20 protein-coding genes and 1 pseudogene are annotated in these 19,152 nt (G+C 38.8%); 14 read left to right on the forward strand and 7 right to left on the reverse strand.

The window, feature by feature from the left end; all coding sequences use genetic code 11:
- Positions 1-345 precede the first annotated feature (345 nt).
- The 5 genes and pseudogenes from D0469_RS05675 to D0469_RS05695 all read left to right on the forward strand — a co-directional run.
- Positions 346-981 (forward strand): annotated as a pseudogene (locus D0469_RS05675) (SpoVR family protein); the annotation flags it as partial.
- A gap of 359 nt (positions 982-1,340) precedes the next feature.
- Positions 1,341-1,667 (forward strand): ArsR/SmtB family transcription factor, encoded by a 327-nt coding sequence (locus D0469_RS05680; RefSeq protein ID WP_117325677.1) that lies wholly within the window; start codon positions 1,341-1,343, stop codon positions 1,665-1,667.
- Between the two features lie 21 nt (positions 1,668-1,688).
- A complete protein-coding gene (locus D0469_RS05685; RefSeq protein WP_117325678.1) occupies positions 1,689-2,987 on the forward strand; it encodes an arsenic transporter in 1,299 nt (432 codons plus the stop codon).
- Positions 2,988-3,015: 28 nt separating this feature from the next.
- On the forward strand, positions 3,016-3,438 hold the full coding sequence (gene arsC, locus D0469_RS05690; RefSeq protein WP_117325679.1) for an arsenate reductase (thioredoxin): 423 nt from the start codon (positions 3,016-3,018) through the stop codon (positions 3,436-3,438).
- Between the two features lie 54 nt (positions 3,439-3,492).
- Positions 3,493-3,918 carry a protein-tyrosine phosphatase family protein gene (locus D0469_RS05695; protein WP_117325680.1) on the forward strand — a complete coding sequence of 142 codons (426 nt, stop codon included), beginning with the start codon at positions 3,493-3,495 and terminating at the stop codon, positions 3,916-3,918.
- A 444-nt stretch (positions 3,919-4,362) separates the two neighbouring features.
- Here D0469_RS05695 and D0469_RS05700 read toward each other — a convergent pair whose 3' ends face one another.
- From D0469_RS05700 to D0469_RS05710, 3 genes are all read right to left on the reverse strand, one after another.
- Positions 4,363-5,016, reverse strand: coding sequence for a phosphatase PAP2 family protein (locus D0469_RS05700; protein WP_117325681.1), 654 nt, complete (start codon positions 5,014-5,016; stop codon positions 4,363-4,365).
- 17 nt (positions 5,017-5,033) lie between these two features.
- On the reverse strand, positions 5,034-6,227 hold the full coding sequence (locus D0469_RS05705) for a chromate transporter (RefSeq protein WP_117325682.1): 1,194 nt from the start codon (positions 6,225-6,227) through the stop codon (positions 5,034-5,036).
- 235 nt (positions 6,228-6,462) lie between these two features.
- Positions 6,463-7,680 carry an MFS transporter gene (locus D0469_RS05710; RefSeq protein WP_117325683.1) on the reverse strand — a complete coding sequence of 406 codons (1,218 nt, stop codon included), beginning with the start codon at positions 7,678-7,680 and terminating at the stop codon, positions 6,463-6,465.
- Between the two features lie 121 nt (positions 7,681-7,801).
- Between D0469_RS05710 and D0469_RS20975 the strand changes: the two genes are divergently transcribed.
- The 3 genes from D0469_RS20975 to D0469_RS05720 all read left to right on the forward strand — a co-directional run bounded on the left by D0469_RS20975 (position 7,802) and on the right by D0469_RS05720 (position 10,706).
- Positions 7,802-7,975, forward strand: coding sequence for a hypothetical protein (locus tag D0469_RS20975; protein ID WP_158553360.1), 174 nt, complete (start codon positions 7,802-7,804; stop codon positions 7,973-7,975).
- A 630-nt stretch (positions 7,976-8,605) separates the two neighbouring features.
- Entirely contained in the window at positions 8,606-9,292 is a 687-nt protein-coding gene (locus D0469_RS05715; RefSeq protein WP_117325684.1) for a response regulator transcription factor, read from the forward strand.
- Positions 9,282-10,706, forward strand: coding sequence for a HAMP domain-containing sensor histidine kinase (locus D0469_RS05720; protein ID WP_233522954.1), 1,425 nt, complete (start codon positions 9,282-9,284; stop codon positions 10,704-10,706). Before D0469_RS05715 ends, D0469_RS05720 begins: the two co-directional genes overlap by 11 nt.
- 492 nt (positions 10,707-11,198) lie before the next feature.
- On the opposite strand, the gene spx is transcribed toward D0469_RS05720, so the two are convergent.
- Positions 11,199-11,594, reverse strand: coding sequence for a transcriptional regulator Spx (gene spx / locus D0469_RS05730; protein ID WP_117325687.1), 396 nt, complete (start codon positions 11,592-11,594; stop codon positions 11,199-11,201).
- 396 nt (positions 11,595-11,990) lie between these two features.
- Between spx and modB the strand changes: the two genes are divergently transcribed.
- The 3 genes from modB to D0469_RS05745 all read left to right on the forward strand — a co-directional run bounded on the left by modB (position 11,991) and on the right by D0469_RS05745 (position 14,423).
- The gene (modB, locus tag D0469_RS05735) at positions 11,991-12,653 is read left to right on the forward strand and encodes a molybdate ABC transporter permease subunit (RefSeq protein WP_117325688.1); all 663 of its coding nucleotides are present in this window, start codon (positions 11,991-11,993) and stop codon (positions 12,651-12,653) included.
- Between the two features lie 341 nt (positions 12,654-12,994).
- Positions 12,995-13,960, forward strand: a complete 966-nt coding sequence (locus D0469_RS05740) for a cation diffusion facilitator family transporter (RefSeq protein WP_117325689.1) — start codon at positions 12,995-12,997, stop codon at positions 13,958-13,960.
- A gap of 265 nt (positions 13,961-14,225) precedes the next feature.
- Positions 14,226-14,423, forward strand: a complete 198-nt coding sequence (locus D0469_RS05745; protein WP_028393295.1) for a cold-shock protein — start codon at positions 14,226-14,228, stop codon at positions 14,421-14,423.
- 219 nt (positions 14,424-14,642) lie between these two features.
- On the opposite strand, the gene D0469_RS05750 is transcribed toward D0469_RS05745, so the two are convergent.
- Positions 14,643-15,536 (reverse strand): cation diffusion facilitator family transporter, encoded by an 894-nt coding sequence (locus D0469_RS05750; protein ID WP_117325690.1) that lies wholly within the window; start codon positions 15,534-15,536, stop codon positions 14,643-14,645.
- Positions 15,537-15,879: 343 nt separating this feature from the next.
- Positions 15,880-16,092, reverse strand: a complete 213-nt coding sequence (locus tag D0469_RS05755; protein ID WP_117325691.1) for a hypothetical protein — start codon at positions 16,090-16,092, stop codon at positions 15,880-15,882.
- A gap of 242 nt (positions 16,093-16,334) precedes the next feature.
- Between D0469_RS05755 and D0469_RS05760 the strand changes: the two genes are divergently transcribed.
- Both D0469_RS05760 and ytvI read left to right on the forward strand, forming a co-directional pair.
- Complete coding sequence (locus D0469_RS05760) at positions 16,335-17,015, forward strand: TrkA C-terminal domain-containing protein (RefSeq protein ID WP_117325692.1); 681 nt, start codon at positions 16,335-16,337, stop codon at positions 17,013-17,015.
- A gap of 191 nt (positions 17,016-17,206) precedes the next feature.
- Positions 17,207-18,238: a sporulation integral membrane protein YtvI gene (gene ytvI, locus D0469_RS05765; protein ID WP_117325693.1), complete on the forward strand. Its 1,032-nt coding sequence runs from the start codon at positions 17,207-17,209 to the stop codon at positions 18,236-18,238.
- 89 nt (positions 18,239-18,327) lie between these two features.
- Here the strand turns inward: ytvI and D0469_RS20980 are convergent, their stop codons facing one another.
- A complete protein-coding gene (locus D0469_RS20980) occupies positions 18,328-18,477 on the reverse strand; it encodes a hypothetical protein (protein WP_158553361.1) in 150 nt (49 codons plus the stop codon).
- Positions 18,478-18,629: 152 nt separating this feature from the next.
- Between D0469_RS20980 and D0469_RS05770 the strand changes: the two genes are divergently transcribed.
- Positions 18,630-18,959: a YnfA family protein gene (locus tag D0469_RS05770; protein ID WP_117325710.1), complete on the forward strand. Its 330-nt coding sequence runs from the start codon at positions 18,630-18,632 to the stop codon at positions 18,957-18,959.
- Positions 18,960-19,152: the final 193 nt, after the last annotated feature.

The following is a 19,152-nucleotide window of genomic DNA, read 5'->3' on the forward strand; positions in this document are numbered from 1 at the left end:
CCTTAGTAATTTTCTAAGGGGGTTTACATTTATAATAACACACAGAGATTTCGTTTCTGTGTGTTATTTTTATTACTGTAAAAAACCGTATCCGTCAGGTTTCGGGAGGAAGACCATTATTGGAAGTGTTAGCTGAACTATTCTTGGCGCCTTAATTTTAAGTGTCAAAATAATCAGTGAGAAAATGAAGATAAAACCAAACATGAAATCATTTCTATACACTAAATAATATGAATCAAGATAAAGATGCTGTATTACATCAACCATTACCATTGCAGAAACGGAATACTTGCTGTTCAACTCATAACTGCGTTTCTCCAAGGGTAAAAACAAAATCCTTAGAAGAACGAAGGCTGGGCTTCCTTTTGGCATCAGCGGATTTTAAGGGAAATGGAGCTAACCTCAAGCGAATCGATTGAATTCGCAAAGCTGAATGCAGGTGTCGTTCAGCCTTCGAAAACAAGCATCAATCCTTACTACCTCGGGTTAAAGGTATTTGAGGATATTGAGGAACGGTACAATAATCCGACAGAGGAGATGCAAAAGCGCGGTGTTACTCCTGGCTCCGGCAGGGAAAAGATGTTTGAGGTCCGCGAAATCGAGTCGGATATCTCCTTTTTGCGTAACTACTTAACAAAGGATCTGGTAATGCGTGAGGATATGTATCTGTTTCAGAAACAAGGCAAAGATTATAAAGTGGTAGATAAACAATGGGAACACGTGCGAGATCAGCTTGTCAGCATGAGGGTAAACGGTGGCTTCCCATATATTACAGTAAATGATGGCGACTATGTAAAAAATGGAGAGCTATACCTTAAGCATTGGTACGAGGATATCGAGCTTGACGTGAAGTATTTGGAGAAAGTGCTTCCATATATTCATCAGCTTTGGGGCAGGTCAATTCATATGGAAACCGTTATGGAAGGAAAAAATATTTTATATTCTTTTGATGGAAAAGGAATTCATAAGAAATATATATAAAAAATGTGAGGCTGTCCAAAATGAACTTTTGGTTAGCCTCTTTTTTCATAATAATATCTAATAAAAAGGCTATTAACAAAAACCTAAGTGTTGTTATGTTGTTAAGGTACATAGAACAAAAAACTAGAGTTATCAAAATGAAATAAGAAACCAAAGTTTTTGCTATTAGCGATAAGGGACTTGCTTATAAAACATCCTTTTATAATTCAGTTACAAGCCTTATTTTTAAACAGACACAACATAAAAAGAAGTCTAAGCATCCCTCTTGTAATAGCAAGTGTTTTCTTATACAATCATTTTTGTATTCATCTTATATAAGTAGATAATTATTTTATAATATACATATGGAGGTGTGTATTTTGCCGACAAAAGAAGTATTAGATATCGAGACTGCTGCAAGTCTCCTGAAGCTTTTAGGTGATAAGACTCGTTTAAAGATGGTTAAAATTATGGCTGAACATGAATGCTGTGTGTGTGAGCTAGTCGATTTATTTCATATGAGTCAACCAGCCATTAGCCAGCATGTACGGAAGTTAAAAGACAGTGGTCTAATAAAAGAAAGAAGAGGAGCACAGTGGATTTATTATTCGCTAAATCTTCAGTCACCTCATTATGAATTTGTATTGACTGTTATTAAGGATTTACCTAGTAAAGGATATAAAAAGGATCAAAAATGTTGCGATTAGCAACTAGGGGGAAAAACATCAGTGATTTCAGTTATTTTAGCTAGTGTTATCTTTTTAATTACACTGACGCTTATCATCTGGCAGCCAAAGGGCTTGTCTATTGGCTACTCAGCTTGTGGGGGTGCGGTACTTGCTTTGATTGTTGGAGTAGTTGATTTCGGCGATGTTTTAGAAGTGACACAGATTGTCTGGAATGCAACCTTTTCGTTCATTGCTATTATCATTATTTCTTTAATACTGGACGAAATTGGCTTTTTTGAATGGGCTGCTCTGCATATGGCAAGGGCGGCAAGAGGCAACGGCATCAAAATGTTTGTTTATATCTGTATCTTAGGTGCTCTTGTAGCGGCTTTGTTCGCAAACGACGGAGCTGCACTTATCCTAACTCCAATTGTTCTAGCTATGGTAAGAACTTTGAAATTTGAGGAAAAAATGGTTTTTCCTTTTATCATTGCCAGTGGGTTTATCGCTGATACCACTTCCTTGCCCCTAGTGGTAAGTAATCTGGTAAACATCGTATCAGCTGACTTTTTTGGAATTGGTTTTATCGAATTTGCATCAAGAATGATTGTTCCCAACTTCTTTTCTTTGATAGCCAGCGTTTTAGTTCTCTATCTTTATTTCAAAAAGAACATTCCGAGAAAATACGACCTGGAGCATTTAAAGAAACCAGTAGAAGCGATTCGTGATGAGAAGATGTTCCGTTTGTCATGGCTTGTGTTAGGTATTTTATTAGCGGGATACTTTATTAGTGAACTCTTTAATATTCCTGTATCCATTATTGCGGGAGTTGTAGCTGTTTTCTTTCTGTTTATGGGCAGACAAAGTCATGCTGTAAATACGAAGAACGTCATTAATGGAGCTCCTTGGGCCATCGTTTTCTTCTCCATTGGAATGTATGTAGTGGTTTACGGATTGAAAAATGCGGGATTAACCAACATCTTGGCTGATCTTATTCAAGTAACTGCTGATCAGGGTTTATTTGCTGCCACAATAGGGATGGGTTTCATGGCGGCAATCCTTTCATCCATTATGAACAATATGCCAACCGTTATGATTGATGCTCTTGCAATTTCTGACACGAATACAACAGGTACCATCAGAGAAGCACTAATATACGCAAATGTGATTGGATCTGATTTAGGTCCTAAGATTACACCAATTGGTTCACTTGCCACATTATTATGGCTGCATGTTTTATCATTAAAAGGTATCAAAATCTCGTGGGGAACTTATTTTAAAACAGGTATTGTGCTGACAATTCCTACATTGTTTATCACGTTGGCAGGTCTATATATATGGTTGTTAATTATTTACTAACATTAGTCCACTAAAGGAGAAATGCATCATGTCTAAAAAAACAATCTATTTCTTATGTACAGGAAATTCATGCAGAAGCCAAATGGCAGAAGGCTGGGCAAAAAAACATTTAAAAAGTGATGAATGGGAAGTAAAAAGTGCAGGTCTTGAAGCGCATGGACTAAACCCTAATGCAGTAAAAGCCATGAAAGAAGCAGGAATCAACATCTCAAATCAAACATCCGATGTAATTGATCCAGACATCCTAAACAACGCTGATCTAGTGGTTACACTTTGCGGTCATGCAGCAGATCACTGCCCTGTAACTCCAGCACATGTAAAACGCGAACACTGGGGATTTGATGATCCTGCTAAAGCTGAAGGTACTGAAGAAGAAAAGTGGGCATTTTTCCAGCGTGTTCGTGATGAAATAGGCGACCGCATCAAAACCTTTGCTGAAACAGGCAAATAATATTAATACCCAGGAGTTCATCTCTTGGCTATTTCTTTAAGGAGAGTGCAAAAAATGAGTAATAAAAACTACCATGAGTTAATAAAAAACCGTATTTTTATTGGTGGAGCCAATGATGCAAAAGATGTGTTGGAGAATGAAAAAGTAGATGTTATTTTAGATTTACGTGCAGAATCCCCAGGAGATACTGAATATGAGCGAGTTCATAGCCCAATCGTTGATGATGCAGAATTCCAAGATGAATCAATCAGGATGTCGATCGACCGAGTAGTGAAAGATTACAAAGATGGGAAAAATGTATATTTCCACTGTGCTGGCGGAAGTAATAGAACCGGTACAGTCGCAATTGGAACGCTTCTTGAAATAGGACAAGCTAAAACCATTGAGGAAGCAGAAGAAATAGCACAAGCAGCTCGACCGAAGATAAACGTGAAGCCTGAAATGAAAGCAGCATTAAAAAGACTTTATCCAAACGCCTGATAACACAAAAGACAGGAAAGTTGATAAAAAATAAGGGGGATGTATAGATGCTAATCACAGATAATGCTCGTAATAATTTGAAGGCATTATTTAAAGAGCAAAATGCAAAAAATATTCGTTTTTATTTTGCAGGCTATGGCTGAGGACAGCCAAAAGTAGGACTGGAGCTGGATGCACCAGAAAAAGACGATATCATCATCAATGTAAATGAAATAGAAGTGGCAATCGAGCCTATGATCGAACCCCACACAAAAGACCTTATTCTTGATGTAAGTGGGGATGGGGAAGGGTTCTCTCTTTTGGGGAATTCCGGGAATTGCTGCTAGATAAAATCAACACCACAGGCATTAGTCTACCTTCATAATTAATCAGGGATTTAAACAACTATTTCCCGAGTAAATTGGTTTAGGTAATGGAAAGACCCCTATTACACGGGGTCTTTATTCATGTCTTATTAGCTTTGTATCGCTGATAAAACCAAATTGCAAAGGTAAGCCAAAAGGAACTTATAAAATAACCAGCTATAACGTCGCTAGGATAATGCACGCCTAAATAAATACGACTAATTCCAATAAAAAAGATCATAATGATGCTTAAGATGATTAAGGTAGTCCGTCCGAAGCAGGTGGAAATATGCCGCCATAGAATAAATGTTAAAACGCCATATAAGGCAAAAGCCACTGTTGCGTGACCACTTGGAAAACTGTAATTTGCTGCCTCGATTAATCGATGCAGATCTGGCCGAGCCCTGCGAAACAATAGCTTTAATGATACAAAAAGAAGATTAGCTCCTGCAATCACCGCAACAAATAAAATCAGTTCAGAACGGTGTTTTAGTACTTTGTGGAGGATAAATAGCACTATAAGTGAAATTAACACTATTGGAATTGTTCCCCCTATGAACGTGAAAAATTTCATAATTGATGTCAAAATGGGAGTCTCAAAGCCCTGAACATACGTGATAATGGTACGGTCGAAGTCAACAATTGAATGTTTCCTAACCAGAATAGCCATAACTACAAAAAACATAAGGGATACGAGACTAATCATGAAAGCTATTAAAAGATGAACCTTTAAACTAAGAAAAACAAACCTCATATTATGAAAATCCTCACCTAAATTAACGACATAAGAGTTCCACCAATAGCTCCAGTTATTACAATAACCCAGGGTGGTAATTTCCAATAAACTAACATACTGAATAAGATTGCAGCAAAAGCAAAGTCCAATGAGCTGAGGATTGAACTGGTCCAAATAGGCTGATAGAATGCCGAAATTAATAATCCAACAACGGCTGCATTTACTCCCATTAGAGCTCCTTTTAACTTGGGATCACGGCGTAAGGTGTCCCAAAAAGGCAACGCGCCTACAATAAGGAGGAATGCTGGCAAAAATATAGCAATAGTGGCTAACAAACCACCCTGCCAACCATTCATAACGGTTCCTAAATAGGCCGCAAAGGTAAATAACGGACCGGGCACAGCTTGTGTCGCACCATAACCAGCTAAGAATGATTCTTTGTCTAACCATCCAGTTGGTACAAATTCACGTTCTAATAATGGCAAAACTACATGTCCACCACCAAATACTAACGAACCTGATCTGTAAAAACTGTCAAACATGGCAATCCAATGTAAATCAGTTAATTCCTTTAAAATAGGTAAAAGGATAAGCAGTCCCAAAAATACTGTTAAACAGAACACTGCGCAGCCGCGAGAAATAGGAAAATCCATTTTAGGCTGTTCTCTTTCACTGTGTTGTTTATACAGGAAAAATCCAAGAAGTGCTGAAATGAGGATTACTCCTACCTGAAAAAATGCGTCTTGCCATAGTAGCGTACCTACCATCGCAAATAACGCAATGGCTTTTCTTTTTAAATCTGGAGTCAGGTTTTTCCCCATTCCTAAAATAGCTTGGGCAACAACTGCTACTGCTACAATTTTTAATCCGTGTATCCAGCCAGTTTCACCTAGATCTAATCCATGAAGCAGTACAGCAAACAAGATAAGGAAAATAACGGAAGGAAGCGTAAATCCGATAAACGAAGTAATCCCTCCCAAGACTCCTGCTCTCATGACACCAATCCCGATTCCTACCTGGCTACTAGCTGGTCCTGGCAAAAACTGGCACAAAGCCACCAAATCAGCATAATTCTTTTCGTCTATCCACTTTCTTCTTCGAACATACTCTTCATGAAAATAGCCTAAATGGGCAATTGGTCCTCCAAACGAAGTTAGACCAAGCCTTGTTGAAACTAACAGAATTTCAATTAATGACTTATAACTTTTGTTTTTTTTGATTTGATGCACTAGATTAACCGCTCCTATTCCTTAATCTATATGAAGAGTCAACAATTGATTGGCTATATTTATTAAAACAAGAATAGCTATAAAAAACAAAAATGAATTCTTCCATTTCCTATCTTTGAGTACAATTAAACTACTACAGAATATGGGTATACACTAAAGTACTAACCATTTGCGATACGTTTGCTGGACCACTTTGGGAAATTTATAACAAATATATATAATAATCAGGCTGACTCTAAGATTGATTAGTGTCAGCCTTAGTTTTATTTTGTTTTTCTTCCATTTGAGTTCTGATGAAAATAAGCAAGTAACTTATGCTTAAGAGAAGAATAATTAGAACCACAACCCCAGCCCAGTGAAAATACGTCCAGAAGATACCTCCGAAAGAACCAATCAGGCTTGATCCTAAATAATAAAAAAGCAAATAGAGTGATGAAGCTTGGGCCTTATTAGTTTTCGCATCATTTCCTACCCAGGAACTGACAATTGAATGAGCAGCAAAAAAACCGAAGGTAAAAATGGCTAAAAAAACAATTTTTAAGATTAAATTTGGTACTAGAGTACCTAAGGCGCCTGCTCCCATTAGTCCAAGGGATAACATTAAAATGAATTGTTTTCCATGATGATCGGCCTTGCCTCCCATTAAAATGGAACTATAAGTGCCGGACAAATACACTATAAAAAGAAATCCAATAATTGTTTGGCTTAAATTGTAGGGTGGTTCCATTAACATAAAGCCGATGTAATTATATACGATAATAAAGCTTCCCATTATAAAAAATGGACAGATGATGAGCAGCATTAATTTTTTATCAGTAAGATGGGTTTTATACCCTGTAATAATCGGTTTCCATCGGAAAGCATTTTTAGTAAAATTCCGTTCTCCGGGAAGGATCATCCAAAAAAATATACTGAGAATCAGGGACAAAATGCCCATAAGCTCAAGAGAAATTCTCCAGTGGAATAGATCTGTGAATACACCTGTAAGGATTCTGCCGGTCATGCCACCAATAGCTGTTCCGCTAATATAAAGTCCCATGATTTGTCCGATCCCTTTTGGGTGAAACTCCTCCACTATATAAGTCATGGCTATTGCGGGAACACCCGCCATACTCAGCCCCAGCAATCCCCTGAGCATTGCAAGAGAGAAAAAGTTGGGTGTAATGGCACATAATACCCCAATTAGTGATGTCGATAATAATGAAAGAACCATAATCCTTTTTCTGCCAATGACATCGGAAAAAGCAGCAGCCACCAACAATGCTAAAGCAAGTGTTCCCGTAGTTAACGATAGGGTTAGGCTTGACGTTGAAGGGGACACATGAAACTCTTTGGAGATAATCGGCAATAGCGGCTGGGTAGTATAAAGGGTAGAAAAGGTCACAAAACCGCCTATAAATAAGGCCAGACTCGCTAGCTTGTACTCATTGGTTCCCTTTTGAATATACGTCATGGCTAATCCCCATTCTTTCTATTTTCTTTATTTTACCATTAAACAGTGAAAAGGTAGTAAACCCCGAATTTGGGTAAAAAACTACATAAGGGGGAAAATAACCTAAAAAGGAGGAAGGCAGATGGATAAAGAACAGGTAACAAGCAACCAGGAAAGCCATGACGTAAGCTCCGGCAGCAAAGGGCAATTAGTTAACAACAAAGAGCGCCACGAGCAGAATTTAGTATGCAGCGATGAGCTGTTCTACAATGATTTAAGGGCAATTGTAGATGACACTGTCCGCGAACATGATTAAATATTTAATTTATTGAATAAAAGAAATGATGCCTGCATTTTTTTAATGCTGAAGTAAATTATAAATTTCTAGAATTGTGGATATTAAAGCCTATCGCTAGCTTCGGCGCCCAGCAACTTTTTTCCGCAGGAAAATAAAGCCCTATCTCACAGGATGTGCTAGTGCCGATGCACAGGACAAGGAGAGCCTGAGCAGCGATTCATCGCACGAAACAAAGCGGGAACTTTGTGAGGATGTGGCACACCTTGCTGTGATTCGTCTGTCAGGGCCACTTGCGCTTTTTGTTTCGGAAAGTCCTTCACCTTGCTTTTAAAAGAACTGTCCATCAGTTTTAGCAGTTGAAACAATGGCCCGTACAACTGAAAGAAATGGTACGGGTCATCTGTTATCCTTTTTTGCTCCTGACTGTCCTCCTTTAAGGACCCACTAAACTATTGAACATACTCCTGACATATTACCATGATAGAATATACCCATAAGCTGTGCTGAATAGCTCTTAAAACGGGCTGAAAACAATTGAATACTTGTACGCTGTACCAATCTATTGAAAGAAGTACACAATAGAATGATTACAACATAGACGTTTGTTTTGGACTTGCAATACTCCAGCAATAGTAGGAGGGATTTTGTTTGAAAACTATTTTAGTGGTTGAAGATGAAGAACCGATTTCAATGGTGCTTAAGGTATATTTACAGCGGGAAGGCTATAAAGTTATTCAAGTATTTGACGGTGACGAGGCCGTTGAAATATTTGAGGAGCATATGCCTGATCTGATTCTGCTTGACGTAATGCTGCCGAATAAGGATGGCTGGGAGATTTTAAAGGAAATTCGTCAAAAGGCAGCTTGCCCGATTATTATGCTTACTGCGCTTGGTGATGTAAATTACAGGCTCGAAGGGTTTCATTCCGGTGCGGACGATTACATTGCGAAACCCTTCGTAGCTGAAGAGGTTGTCGCGCGCATTCAGGCTGTCCTGCGCAGGTCCCCCCGAATCCTTGATGAGGAAAACATAAAACAGTACGGGGCTCTAAGGATTTCTCTCGATTCATATATAGTACAAGTGAACGGTGAAGAAATAAATATCACTCCCCGCGACTTATCCCTGCTTATTTTTTTGGCAAAAAACCCAAACAGGATCTTTACACGAGAGCAGCTGATTGATCAAGTCTGGGGCATGGATTATGATGGCAGCGACCGGGCAGTGGACCTGGCAATTAAAAGGATCAGAAAGGCATTGTCCGATTGGCCCTCAAATGAAGGAGAAATAAAGACTCTTAGGGGAATGGGGTATCAGCTTTGTGTCTATGAAAACTGAGAAACGAACCACACTGCTGCGTTATTGGACAACAAGGTATGTGATAACATTTTTTGTGGGACTTTTATTCCTCTCGGCTTTATCAATGTGGTATATGCAGGAAAAAGAAATGGAGAACCGTCTGAATCTGCAAAAATATTTAGCGGATGAGACGGCAGACCGGGTTGTGGATGAAAATGGGAACATCGTAATTGGAGATGTCTTATCACAAATATTGGATGAGCGTGAAAAATTGCTTCTAACTAATGAAGAACCAATGATTTATATAACAACCGTAGATGGCGAAATTATTTTTACAAAACCAAAACTTTACTTAAAAACAGGAGATTCCCTGCCAAAACCCATCTTAAACAGCCAGGAAATTATCCAGCGCGTTACCTTATCAGATGGAAACCGTGTATATGTGGTCAAATCCCCTATTGAATCTGCAGGCCATCAAGGGGGATGGGTATTCATAGTACAGGAAGAACGGGCACTGAAAGAAGTGAAACAAGATCATGAGCTTTTGGGGATCATGATGTTTGGTCTTGGAATTTTAGGGTGGGCAGTTATTTATGCCCTATCCTTTAGGATTTCAAAACCTATACAGCATGTCGCCCGTGCGGCGGTCCAAATCCGCGAAGGAAATTATGATATTTCATTAAATCAAGACGCAAGAGAGCAAGAAATATACGAATTGATGAGCTCCTTTAAAGAAATGACCAACCGGTTAACCCAGCTCGAAAAGCTGCGGGCCCAGCTCTTCGCAGGAGTAACCCATGACTTAAAAACACCTGTTGCTTCAATCAGCGGGCTTGTCCAGGCGGTAAGGGATGAAGTGGTAACAGGTGAAGAAAGCAAGGAGTTTTTAGATATCACTCTAAAAGAGATTAAGCGGCTGCAGACGATGATTGAAGATCTTCTCGATTATAATGCGCTATCGGCAGGCGCATTTACTTTCAAGCTTGAGAAGAAGGATCTTAACATATTAGTGGCAGAAATCTCTGAGCAATGGCGGCTTACACAGGAGGAACAAAATTTCTCCCTTAAACTGATCCACGCGGAGGAAAAGTTGGTTAGCATGGTTGATCCCTATCGCTTGCAGGAAATTATCATTAACCTGTTAAATAATGCTAGACAATCCTTGCCATCGAAAGAGGGGAGCATTGTGATTGTGGTGTACAGGGGAGAGGACAGCCATAACTTCATTGAAATTTGCGACAATGGAAAAGGGATACCACAGCAGGAACAAAGCTTTGTGTTTGAGCCGTTTTATAGGGGAGAAAAGAAGAAGCTTAAGGTGCGCGGACTTGGCCTGGGACTTCCATTCAGCAGATTGTTGGCAAAAGCCCAAAATGGTGATATAAGCTTAAAGCAAAGTTCTGATAAAGGAACGATTTTCTCCATCAGTCTGCCATCGGTGACCAAAAATTGAATTATAAAAGGATAAAGATTGTCGGAAACATCACTACTTTATATTAATAATATACTCCAATAAATTAGTGGGATATTTGATTGAACGAATGAAAATCAATGAAATATAATGAGGACTACCAATATGGATGGCCTTTTTAAGGGCTGTCCTTTTTTGCTGCATAAGAAAAGTATAACTTTTTAACAAGTTCAGATGTCTAGCTCCAGCGCCCGGCAACTTTTTTTCCGCAGGAAAATAAAGCCCCGACGCACACAACGTGCTAGTACCTGCCTGGCCACAGGAAAAGGAATGTTTAGGCAACGATACATTGAACGAAACAAAGCTGAGGTTGTATGGGGGCGTGTAAATGCCGACGAAGCCATAGTGCGTGGTGACTTTAGCATTAATGCTTCTTTTAGTTCGCTAGCGTATTTGTGAAAATGGCATTTAAGTTCAGTCAAAAAAAAAGGAATATCACCAGATAATCGTTAGTGATATTCCTTTTCCCTTTTGTTAGTTAATCGCCGCAATTGCGCGCCAAAGACGAATGCTTCTAACTTGCCGGGGCAAAAAGCAGCCCAGTTCTTCTTCGTTATAACCGGCATGAATGTTTTTGTTGTCGAAGATAATCGGCCGGCGCAAAAGATCCGGATTGTCGCGGATAACTTCACAAAGTTCATTTAATGGCGTAGTATTCAAATTTATTTTAAGATTCTTGAATTTTTTAGAGCGGGTTGAGATTATTTCATCTGTACCGCCTTCTGTCATTTTTAAAAGATCTTTTACTTCTTCTACCGTTAGAGGCTGGGCATAGAGGTTTCGTTCTTTGAATGGAATATTGTTCCTGTTTAGCCAGGACTTTGCTTTCCTCGATGCCAGGCTGCTCGGTGTAGTATACAGGTTTACCATTTAAGAATCACTCCCTTATCTATTTTTAAGAAATTTATTTATAAGTTTATAACCTTACTTTAAACCTCCTTTGTGTCAGTTAAATGTCAGGATAAAATTCTTCTTGTTTTTTTCTAAATTATTTTCTTGTAACGTATATTGAGTTTTTACATTTCTTTTTTGCTTTGGAAAGCTATAATTAATTTGACGAGAAGAAATCAAATTTAGTTCCATCTATATTTTAAGAAAGAAAAGATCATTGAAGTGCGGTCAGTGTCTTAAAGATTCGCTGATTGGCCATTTTCCTCATCAAGCTATGCAAATAATAAAAGAATGTTTTTTCTGTCTATTTAATGCTGCAAGGGAACTCATAATAGATATTGTTTATAACTCTGGATGTAAAGGTTGGTTTTAAGAATGCAGGGGGATTTTTGGCCACCGGTTTTTTTATCGGTCCAGGTGGCGGCCGTATCAGCAATCTGTGTGTTTATTAGCGGTATTTTATTGGCAAAAGTAATGGCCCACCGGCGTTTTAGAGGGATGGTGCTGCTTGAAACGATTATGCTGCTGCCGCTTGTCCTTCCTCCATCTGTAGTAGGCTTTTTGCTTATTATCGCATTTGGGCGAAATAGTCCAGCTGGACGCGCTATTGAATGGATTTTCAGCCAGCCTGTCATTTTTACATGGTGGGCTGCAGTAATAGCCTCTACTGTAGTCGCTTTTCCGCTCATGTACCAATCATGCAAAACAGGCTTTGAATCGATTAGCCGGGATATAGAAAATGCGGCAAGGGTAGATGGGGCGAATGAATGGATGGTTTTCTTTCTGATAACGTTCCCGATGGCAGCAAAATCTATCATTTCCGGAGGGATTCTGGCGTTTGCAAGGGCGCTCGGAGAATTTGGAGCTACCTTGATGTTTGCAGGGAACATTCCTGGAAAGACTCAAACGATACCTACCGCCATTTATGTAGCGATTGATTCTGGCAATATGCAAAACGCCTGGCTTTGGGTCGGAACGATGGTGCTTATCTCCTTTATCATGCTGTTTTTCGTGCAGTTTATCACCAGAAAATCGTAAGGGTATTCTAAACTGACTTGTTGTTAAGCTCGTCTTTAGCGCCCAAAGTTGAGTTATGAACAGCAGTTTTATTAAAATAATCTTATTAAAAAAGACTAAAACATAAACAGCACTGCCATTCGGGCAGTGTTTTTTTGATTTGGTACAGGTCTGATGTTGATATGGCCTAGATTTCAATCCTGCCAGAAATTAGTCGACGTTCCTCTGCCAGGCCGTTTTCTGCTTTTGTTCTAGTAATATTACTTATAGCTTAAAGAATATTCGAAAATATCGTGTTTAATAACAGACTGTTTGTGAAATGTAAATAAAGAGCAAAAAAGTCTAAACATCCGAGGTGCATCATGGAGGTTGTTGAATTTTTCAAAAGAGGTAATAAATCATCGGGTATTGCGGCGCTTGGGAACGCATTTCTGGCATTGATAAAGGGTGTTGCAGCAGTAGTGAGCGGGAGCGGGGCAATGCTTGCAACAACCTTGCATTCGGTTGCTGATGCACTTAATCAAGGGTTTGTCTTTTTCGGAAGCGCTCTCGCAGAAAAAAAGCCGACAAAAAGGTTTCCATCAGGATTTGGGAGAGTGGTAAATCTATTTGTACTGCTGGCAGTAATTGTTATCTCTATTATGGCATATGAGACGATACACACAGGGTGGGATCTGATTCAGCATCCGAAGGCATCGGGGAATCTATGGCTAAATATTGCGATAATGGGATTAGCCATTTTGATTGATGGAGCAATCTTATTTAAAGCGATGAAGGAGATTGCCCATGAAACACGGGCAAAAGTTAAGGGACCAGGAATCATCCTCTATGCCTTTAAGAATGTCCGTCTAGCATCACCACCCACAAGATTGGTTTTTTACGAGGATATCATTGCAACATTTGGAGCGGCGCTCGCCCTTGTAGCCATTTTGCTTGCGCATACTACGGGAATGTATTTTCTGGATGGTGTTGGAACTGTCTTAATTGGGCTTCTGCTGGTAGGGATTGCGATAAAAATAGGATACGAGAATACAATTGGATTAATCGGAGTTGCAGCGCCAAGGGAAGTGGAAAAAAGGGTGGCTTCCATCATTTTCGAGAATCCTGCAGTTGTAGATATCAGGAATTTAAGGATTTTGCAAGAGGGACGAAGATATCATGTTGAAAGTTATATCGAACTTAAGGAGGGTCTCACGCTAGCTGATGCAGATGATATTAAATTTATGGTTAGGGACAAGCTGCTTGAAGATCCGGATATTGGTGATGTCGTTATCGGAATACTGGAAACAGATCATATCAGAAGTTGGAAGGAACCAATTGATAATTAAAACTAAACAGATTATTTTTATCTATTTATTTATAAGTTTCAATTCCACCTGACCGAGTATGATTCATTTGAGAATCGCAATTGCCGAGGGCGTTAATAAAAAGTTACACATCTGTTGACAGCTGTAATTTCAGATGGTAAACTATAGACAATTATTTTAGATCGGAATAACATTGATAGAAGGAAATTGGTTTCCTCTTGAAAAGATTATATCCAAGATCAAGAATAGTAATAAACAGGATTTTATCCAAACAGGAGGAAATACAATGGTACAAGGTAAAGTTAAATGGTTTAATGCAGAAAAAGGTTTCGGTTTCATCGAAGTAGAAGGACAAGACGATGTATTCGTACACTTCTCAGCTATCCAAGGCGAAGGCTTCAAGACTCTTGAAGAAGGCCAAGAAGTTTCTTTCGAAATCGAGCAAGGCGCTCGTGGACCACAAGCTGCTAACGTTCAAAAGTAATTGAACGAGGACTCCCTTTAAGGGAGTCTTTTTTTATGGCTTTAGGAGATATAAAATTATCGAGCTGTCGAGATGGTGTACCTAGAAGAACAACAGGTAAAGATATGTTTTCATCCCAAAAACAGAATTACTTACTGCTTGCCGGCTAGAGACATAAACAAACCTTGTCGCTACATTTGAAGAAACAAGGTTTTTATAGAAGATTTAACTGTTAGATTTTTAGACTTCTTTAAAATACGGATTTAAATGGATCAGGACTTCCTGAATATTGTCGTATTTCTTAATTAATGTCTTTTTTATCTCCCTCGATAGATCATGGCCCTGTTTAATTGTTTTATCATGGTCAATTGATATTCTTAAATCTACCAGGATATAGTGGCCATGTTCCCGGGCCCTGATTTTATCTATTCTTTTTACTTCAGGGAATTCCGAAATTACCGCTATATAATCATTTAATACTTCGTTGTCGATACTTCTTTCAAGCAGAATATGAAATGCCTCGGTTAGCATCTCCTTTGCAATTTTGAAAATTAAATACGCCACAAACAAACTCGCTATTTTATCACCGTATAGGAGAAAGGCAATGTCAAACTTATCACCTAATATAGAAAGGAGTACCCCTGCCGCCGCGGCTATAGAGGCAACTATATCTGCCTTATGATCCAGCGCGATGGCTTCAATTGCTTTGCTATTATGCGCAGTAGCAATCCTTAATGAATACCGATAGAGATATTCCTTAGATGCATATGAAATCACTGCTACCCACATAGCTAAAATACTCGGTGCTTCGACATGGTGAAAAAAGCCCATGATTGCTTCGTAAATGATATAAAAGGCTACTAAAAACAAAAGGATCCCGACTACCCCTGAAACAATTACCTCGGCTTTGCCATGACCATATGGATGATCTTCATCGGCAGGTTTATTGGCAAGTTTAATGACCAGCAGGACTATAACTGATGCAAACACGTCTGCGGCAGAGTGGATACCATCTGCAAAAACAGCATCACTGTTGCCGGCTGTGCCAATGACCATTTTTCCAATTGTTAAGATAATGTTGCTGATTACACTTATCCAAGCTACTTTTTTAGCGATTGATTCTCTGTTCTCCACTTAAGAAACACCTCTTTAAACACAATCTTTTGATATAGTAACAAACCAAGCTGCTGTAGGTCTAGAGAAACAGAATTGCCAAAGTCTATTAAAGTAACATGGGAAAAACTCTTTTATATTATTCCTAAAATGTTGAGTCTTACCAAAATTAATTATTGAAGCCGATTGCCTTTGGCTGCCGCTGCATGAAAAGCTATAGTATATAAAGAATCCAGTCAGGGAACAGATGACTACCGTTTTTGAACAAGGAAAGCAGTAAGAAAAACGTCCTTTAACTTCCTTTGCAGTGATTTTTAAAGCTTTCTCTCCATAAAAAAAGGGTGCATTTTGCACCCTTTATGAATTAACGATTTACCTTTTTATCGCTTGAGGATTGGTCTTTTACTTTTTCCCCATCCTTTTCTTCTTTATACTCTTCTCTAATATCCTCCAATGGCAGGTCGTCGATTGGCATTACGACTTGGTCTCTTTCAAGCTGCTCTTCCCAATTCTCCTTGAACGCTTTTGATTTATCATTCCGTTCTTCGAGAATTTTTTCCTTTTCGGAGTTTTTCATAAAATTCCCTCCCATTCTTTTTAAAGACTTTTCCCCACTAACACCATTTGAAACCTTGACAGCACTTAATCCCCAAAAGTTATTACAGAAATAAAGCCGGGTGTTTGGGATAAAACAATTAGCAATGCAGGAATAATTATAGATGGCAGGTTGATTGCTCGGATATAAATTGCAGTCAAATACCTGTGTTTTTACAAAAACCATGATGGGTAAAATTTTATGGAAAGGAGGAATTGAAAAGAATGGATTTTTTATTTATCCTCTTATATTTCCTGATTATCGCCCTTGTTATTGAAATTTCAGTCCGGCTATTTGTGTTAACAGGCATTGACACGAAGGTATCCAGGTTTCAAGTAATATCGATGCTGACGGGAACCGGCTTTACCACCGATGAATCTAAAGTGATTATTGATCACCCGATCCGACGGAATATTGGAACCTTTCTTATTCTATTTGGTGCCTTCTCATTAGCTGTTATCATTTCGTCCATTAGCAATCTGCTGGCAAGTGATTTACGAATTTTAGAGCTGTCGATTATTTCCGCGATTTTAATGATCGTTTTATTAGTATTAAGAACGGCAAACGTTAAAAAGAGGTTTGAAAATATACTTGAAAAAGAGATGGAAAATAACTATGCACTACACGAGCATCCGATTAAGGAAATTTTATATTTGGATGAAAATGACCTGGTAACCGATGTTGTAATTAAGGAAAATTCCCCGCACATTGGACTAAAAATTGAGGATATAATTACTTTCGAACAAGATATTCTCGTACTGTATTTAAAAAGGGGAGAAATAAATATCAGAAAGAAAGCTTCCCAGGAAGAAATAAAGGCGGGAGACCAAATTTTCCTATACGGAAATCAGCAGGAAATCGAAGAGATATTCCATCCGGAACTAGACGAAAAAGAAGAGAGTTAACTTGAGCAGGGACTTGATGAAATGAGGATGCCTTTAGTAGTAAAGAAGCGGTGTAACCTGTTATAATTATTTATAAATGGAGCCAGGTGAACTTTTACAGTTTTTTTGAATTAAATTAGTTTAATTTATAAAATTTAACTAAATGCCTTTTTCACAGGGGAGCTTGGTGAGTACAGGAAGGGAATTGAGATATGACGCTTCGCTGGTTTTGGATTACGATTACAATATTATTGATTCTTGTACTGCTGCCATATTCTTGGACGCTGGTTTTTGCATTCGTGACTGCGCTGCTTCTTGAACGGGTAGTGGGCTTTTTCGGAAGAAGCTTTAAAATGAATAGACTTTGGTCCGTGCTGCTTTCATTTTTATTGTATATAGGAGCGTTATCGGGCATTGTTTATATATTGGTTTCAGTTTTAATCAAGCAGGTTATTAATTTATCTGAAAAGTCTCCTGGACTGATGCGGGACCTGTATTATTCCGCTTTGCTGCCATTCATACGAAAGTGGGAATCGTATTCTAAAACTTTGCCAAATGAAGTGATAACTTCAGTCGAGGATGCATTGGAGAGAGGCTTGAAATCCCTGGAGATGTTCTTTCAGAACCTGATTGAAGCTACTGTACAGCTGGCTACGCTTGTACCTGGTTTTTTGATTGAATTCATTATCTATATGGTTTCACTCTTCCTATTTAGCTTGGAAATGCCGAAAATAAAGCAAAAGCTAAGTACATATTTAAGTAAATCAATATACCATAAATTTTCACTCGTGGTTAATGATCTCGGTCAGGCTGCTGTGGGCTTTCTTAAGGCACAGGTATTTCTAAGCTTAATTACATTTACTATGGCTTATCTGGGATTATGGATTTTGGATGTTCCTTATACTTTACTCCTGTCCATCTTAATTGTTATCGTGGATATCCTCCCAATCCTTGGAACAGGCTCTGTATTGGTTCCTTGGGCAGTCATCTCGGTGATGCAGGGTAACCAAAGCCTCGGAATAGGTTTAATAGTCCTTTTCGCCGTTATTACAATAGTCAGGAGAATTTTGGAGCCGAAGATATTTTCCGCAAACATGGGGGTCAGCCCATTAGCTGCTTTAATTAGCCTTTATCTTGGTTTTAAAGTGATGGGTTTTATTGGCTTATTCCTTGGTCCGGCCCTTGTCATTGTTTATGAAACGCTAAAACGGGCTGGTGTAATCCGGACAAAATCGTTAGAATAGTCCTCCAGCATATGATGGCCATGAGAAAAACCTTGCAAGTGTGCTGAGATAGGTCGCATTTGCAAGGTTTTTCAAGTTGATCCTCTTTCTTATTGGACACGATTTTCCTTTTGGAACTGGCTGATGTGCTTCGTTGTTCGTCCAGCTCCGTCACAATGCTGGCATGACCGAGAAAAGAACTGAAGATAAGGAACCTTTCCTTTGCCTTTACAATGGTTACAAATCTCTATTAATTTCATTGATGTCCCTCCTGAAGTGAATACTATTTTACAAGTCATATATAGTATGGTTAAGATGCAGTGGAAACATTCAGCAGTTGAAAAAAATATTCTGTTACAATATTATAATAATTTTCAGAATTTTTGTTCGTTACGTCTAGGGGGTGAAGAAAATCATACAAGCAGCAATATTGTTTTTACTGGCAGGAATCGCTGAAGTTGGTGGAGGTTTCCTTGTCTGGAAATGGCTCAGAGATGGCCTCTCAGCTTGGTATGGAGTAGCAGGATCCCTAATATTACTCATTTATGGAATTATACCCACTTTTCAAAGCTTCCCATCATTTGGGAGGGTATATGCAGCATATGGGGGTGTCTTTATCATTATTTCACTCTTGTGGGGCTGGGCAGCTGATAAAAAAGCACCGGATCTCTATGATTGGGTTGGAGCAGCAATTTGCCTAATTGGTGTTTCTGTTATTTTATGGGCACCTCGTTCATCGTAGCCAGATATGACCTATAGCCGTTCAATATACTTTTTTGAAATACAAAGGTCAGCCTCTTCTCAAAGGCTGACCTAAATTTATTAGTGAAAGGAGTATAAAATTTTTATAATAGGAACTAATATCTAGTCCCGGTGCCCAGAGGCTTTTCCCTGACGGAGTACAAGGATGCTATGGCATCGATGCATCTCACGAT

It is taken from the genome of Peribacillus saganii (assembly GCF_003429095.1).
Classification (GTDB): domain Bacteria; phylum Bacillota; class Bacilli; order Bacillales; family DSM-1321; genus Peribacillus; species Peribacillus saganii.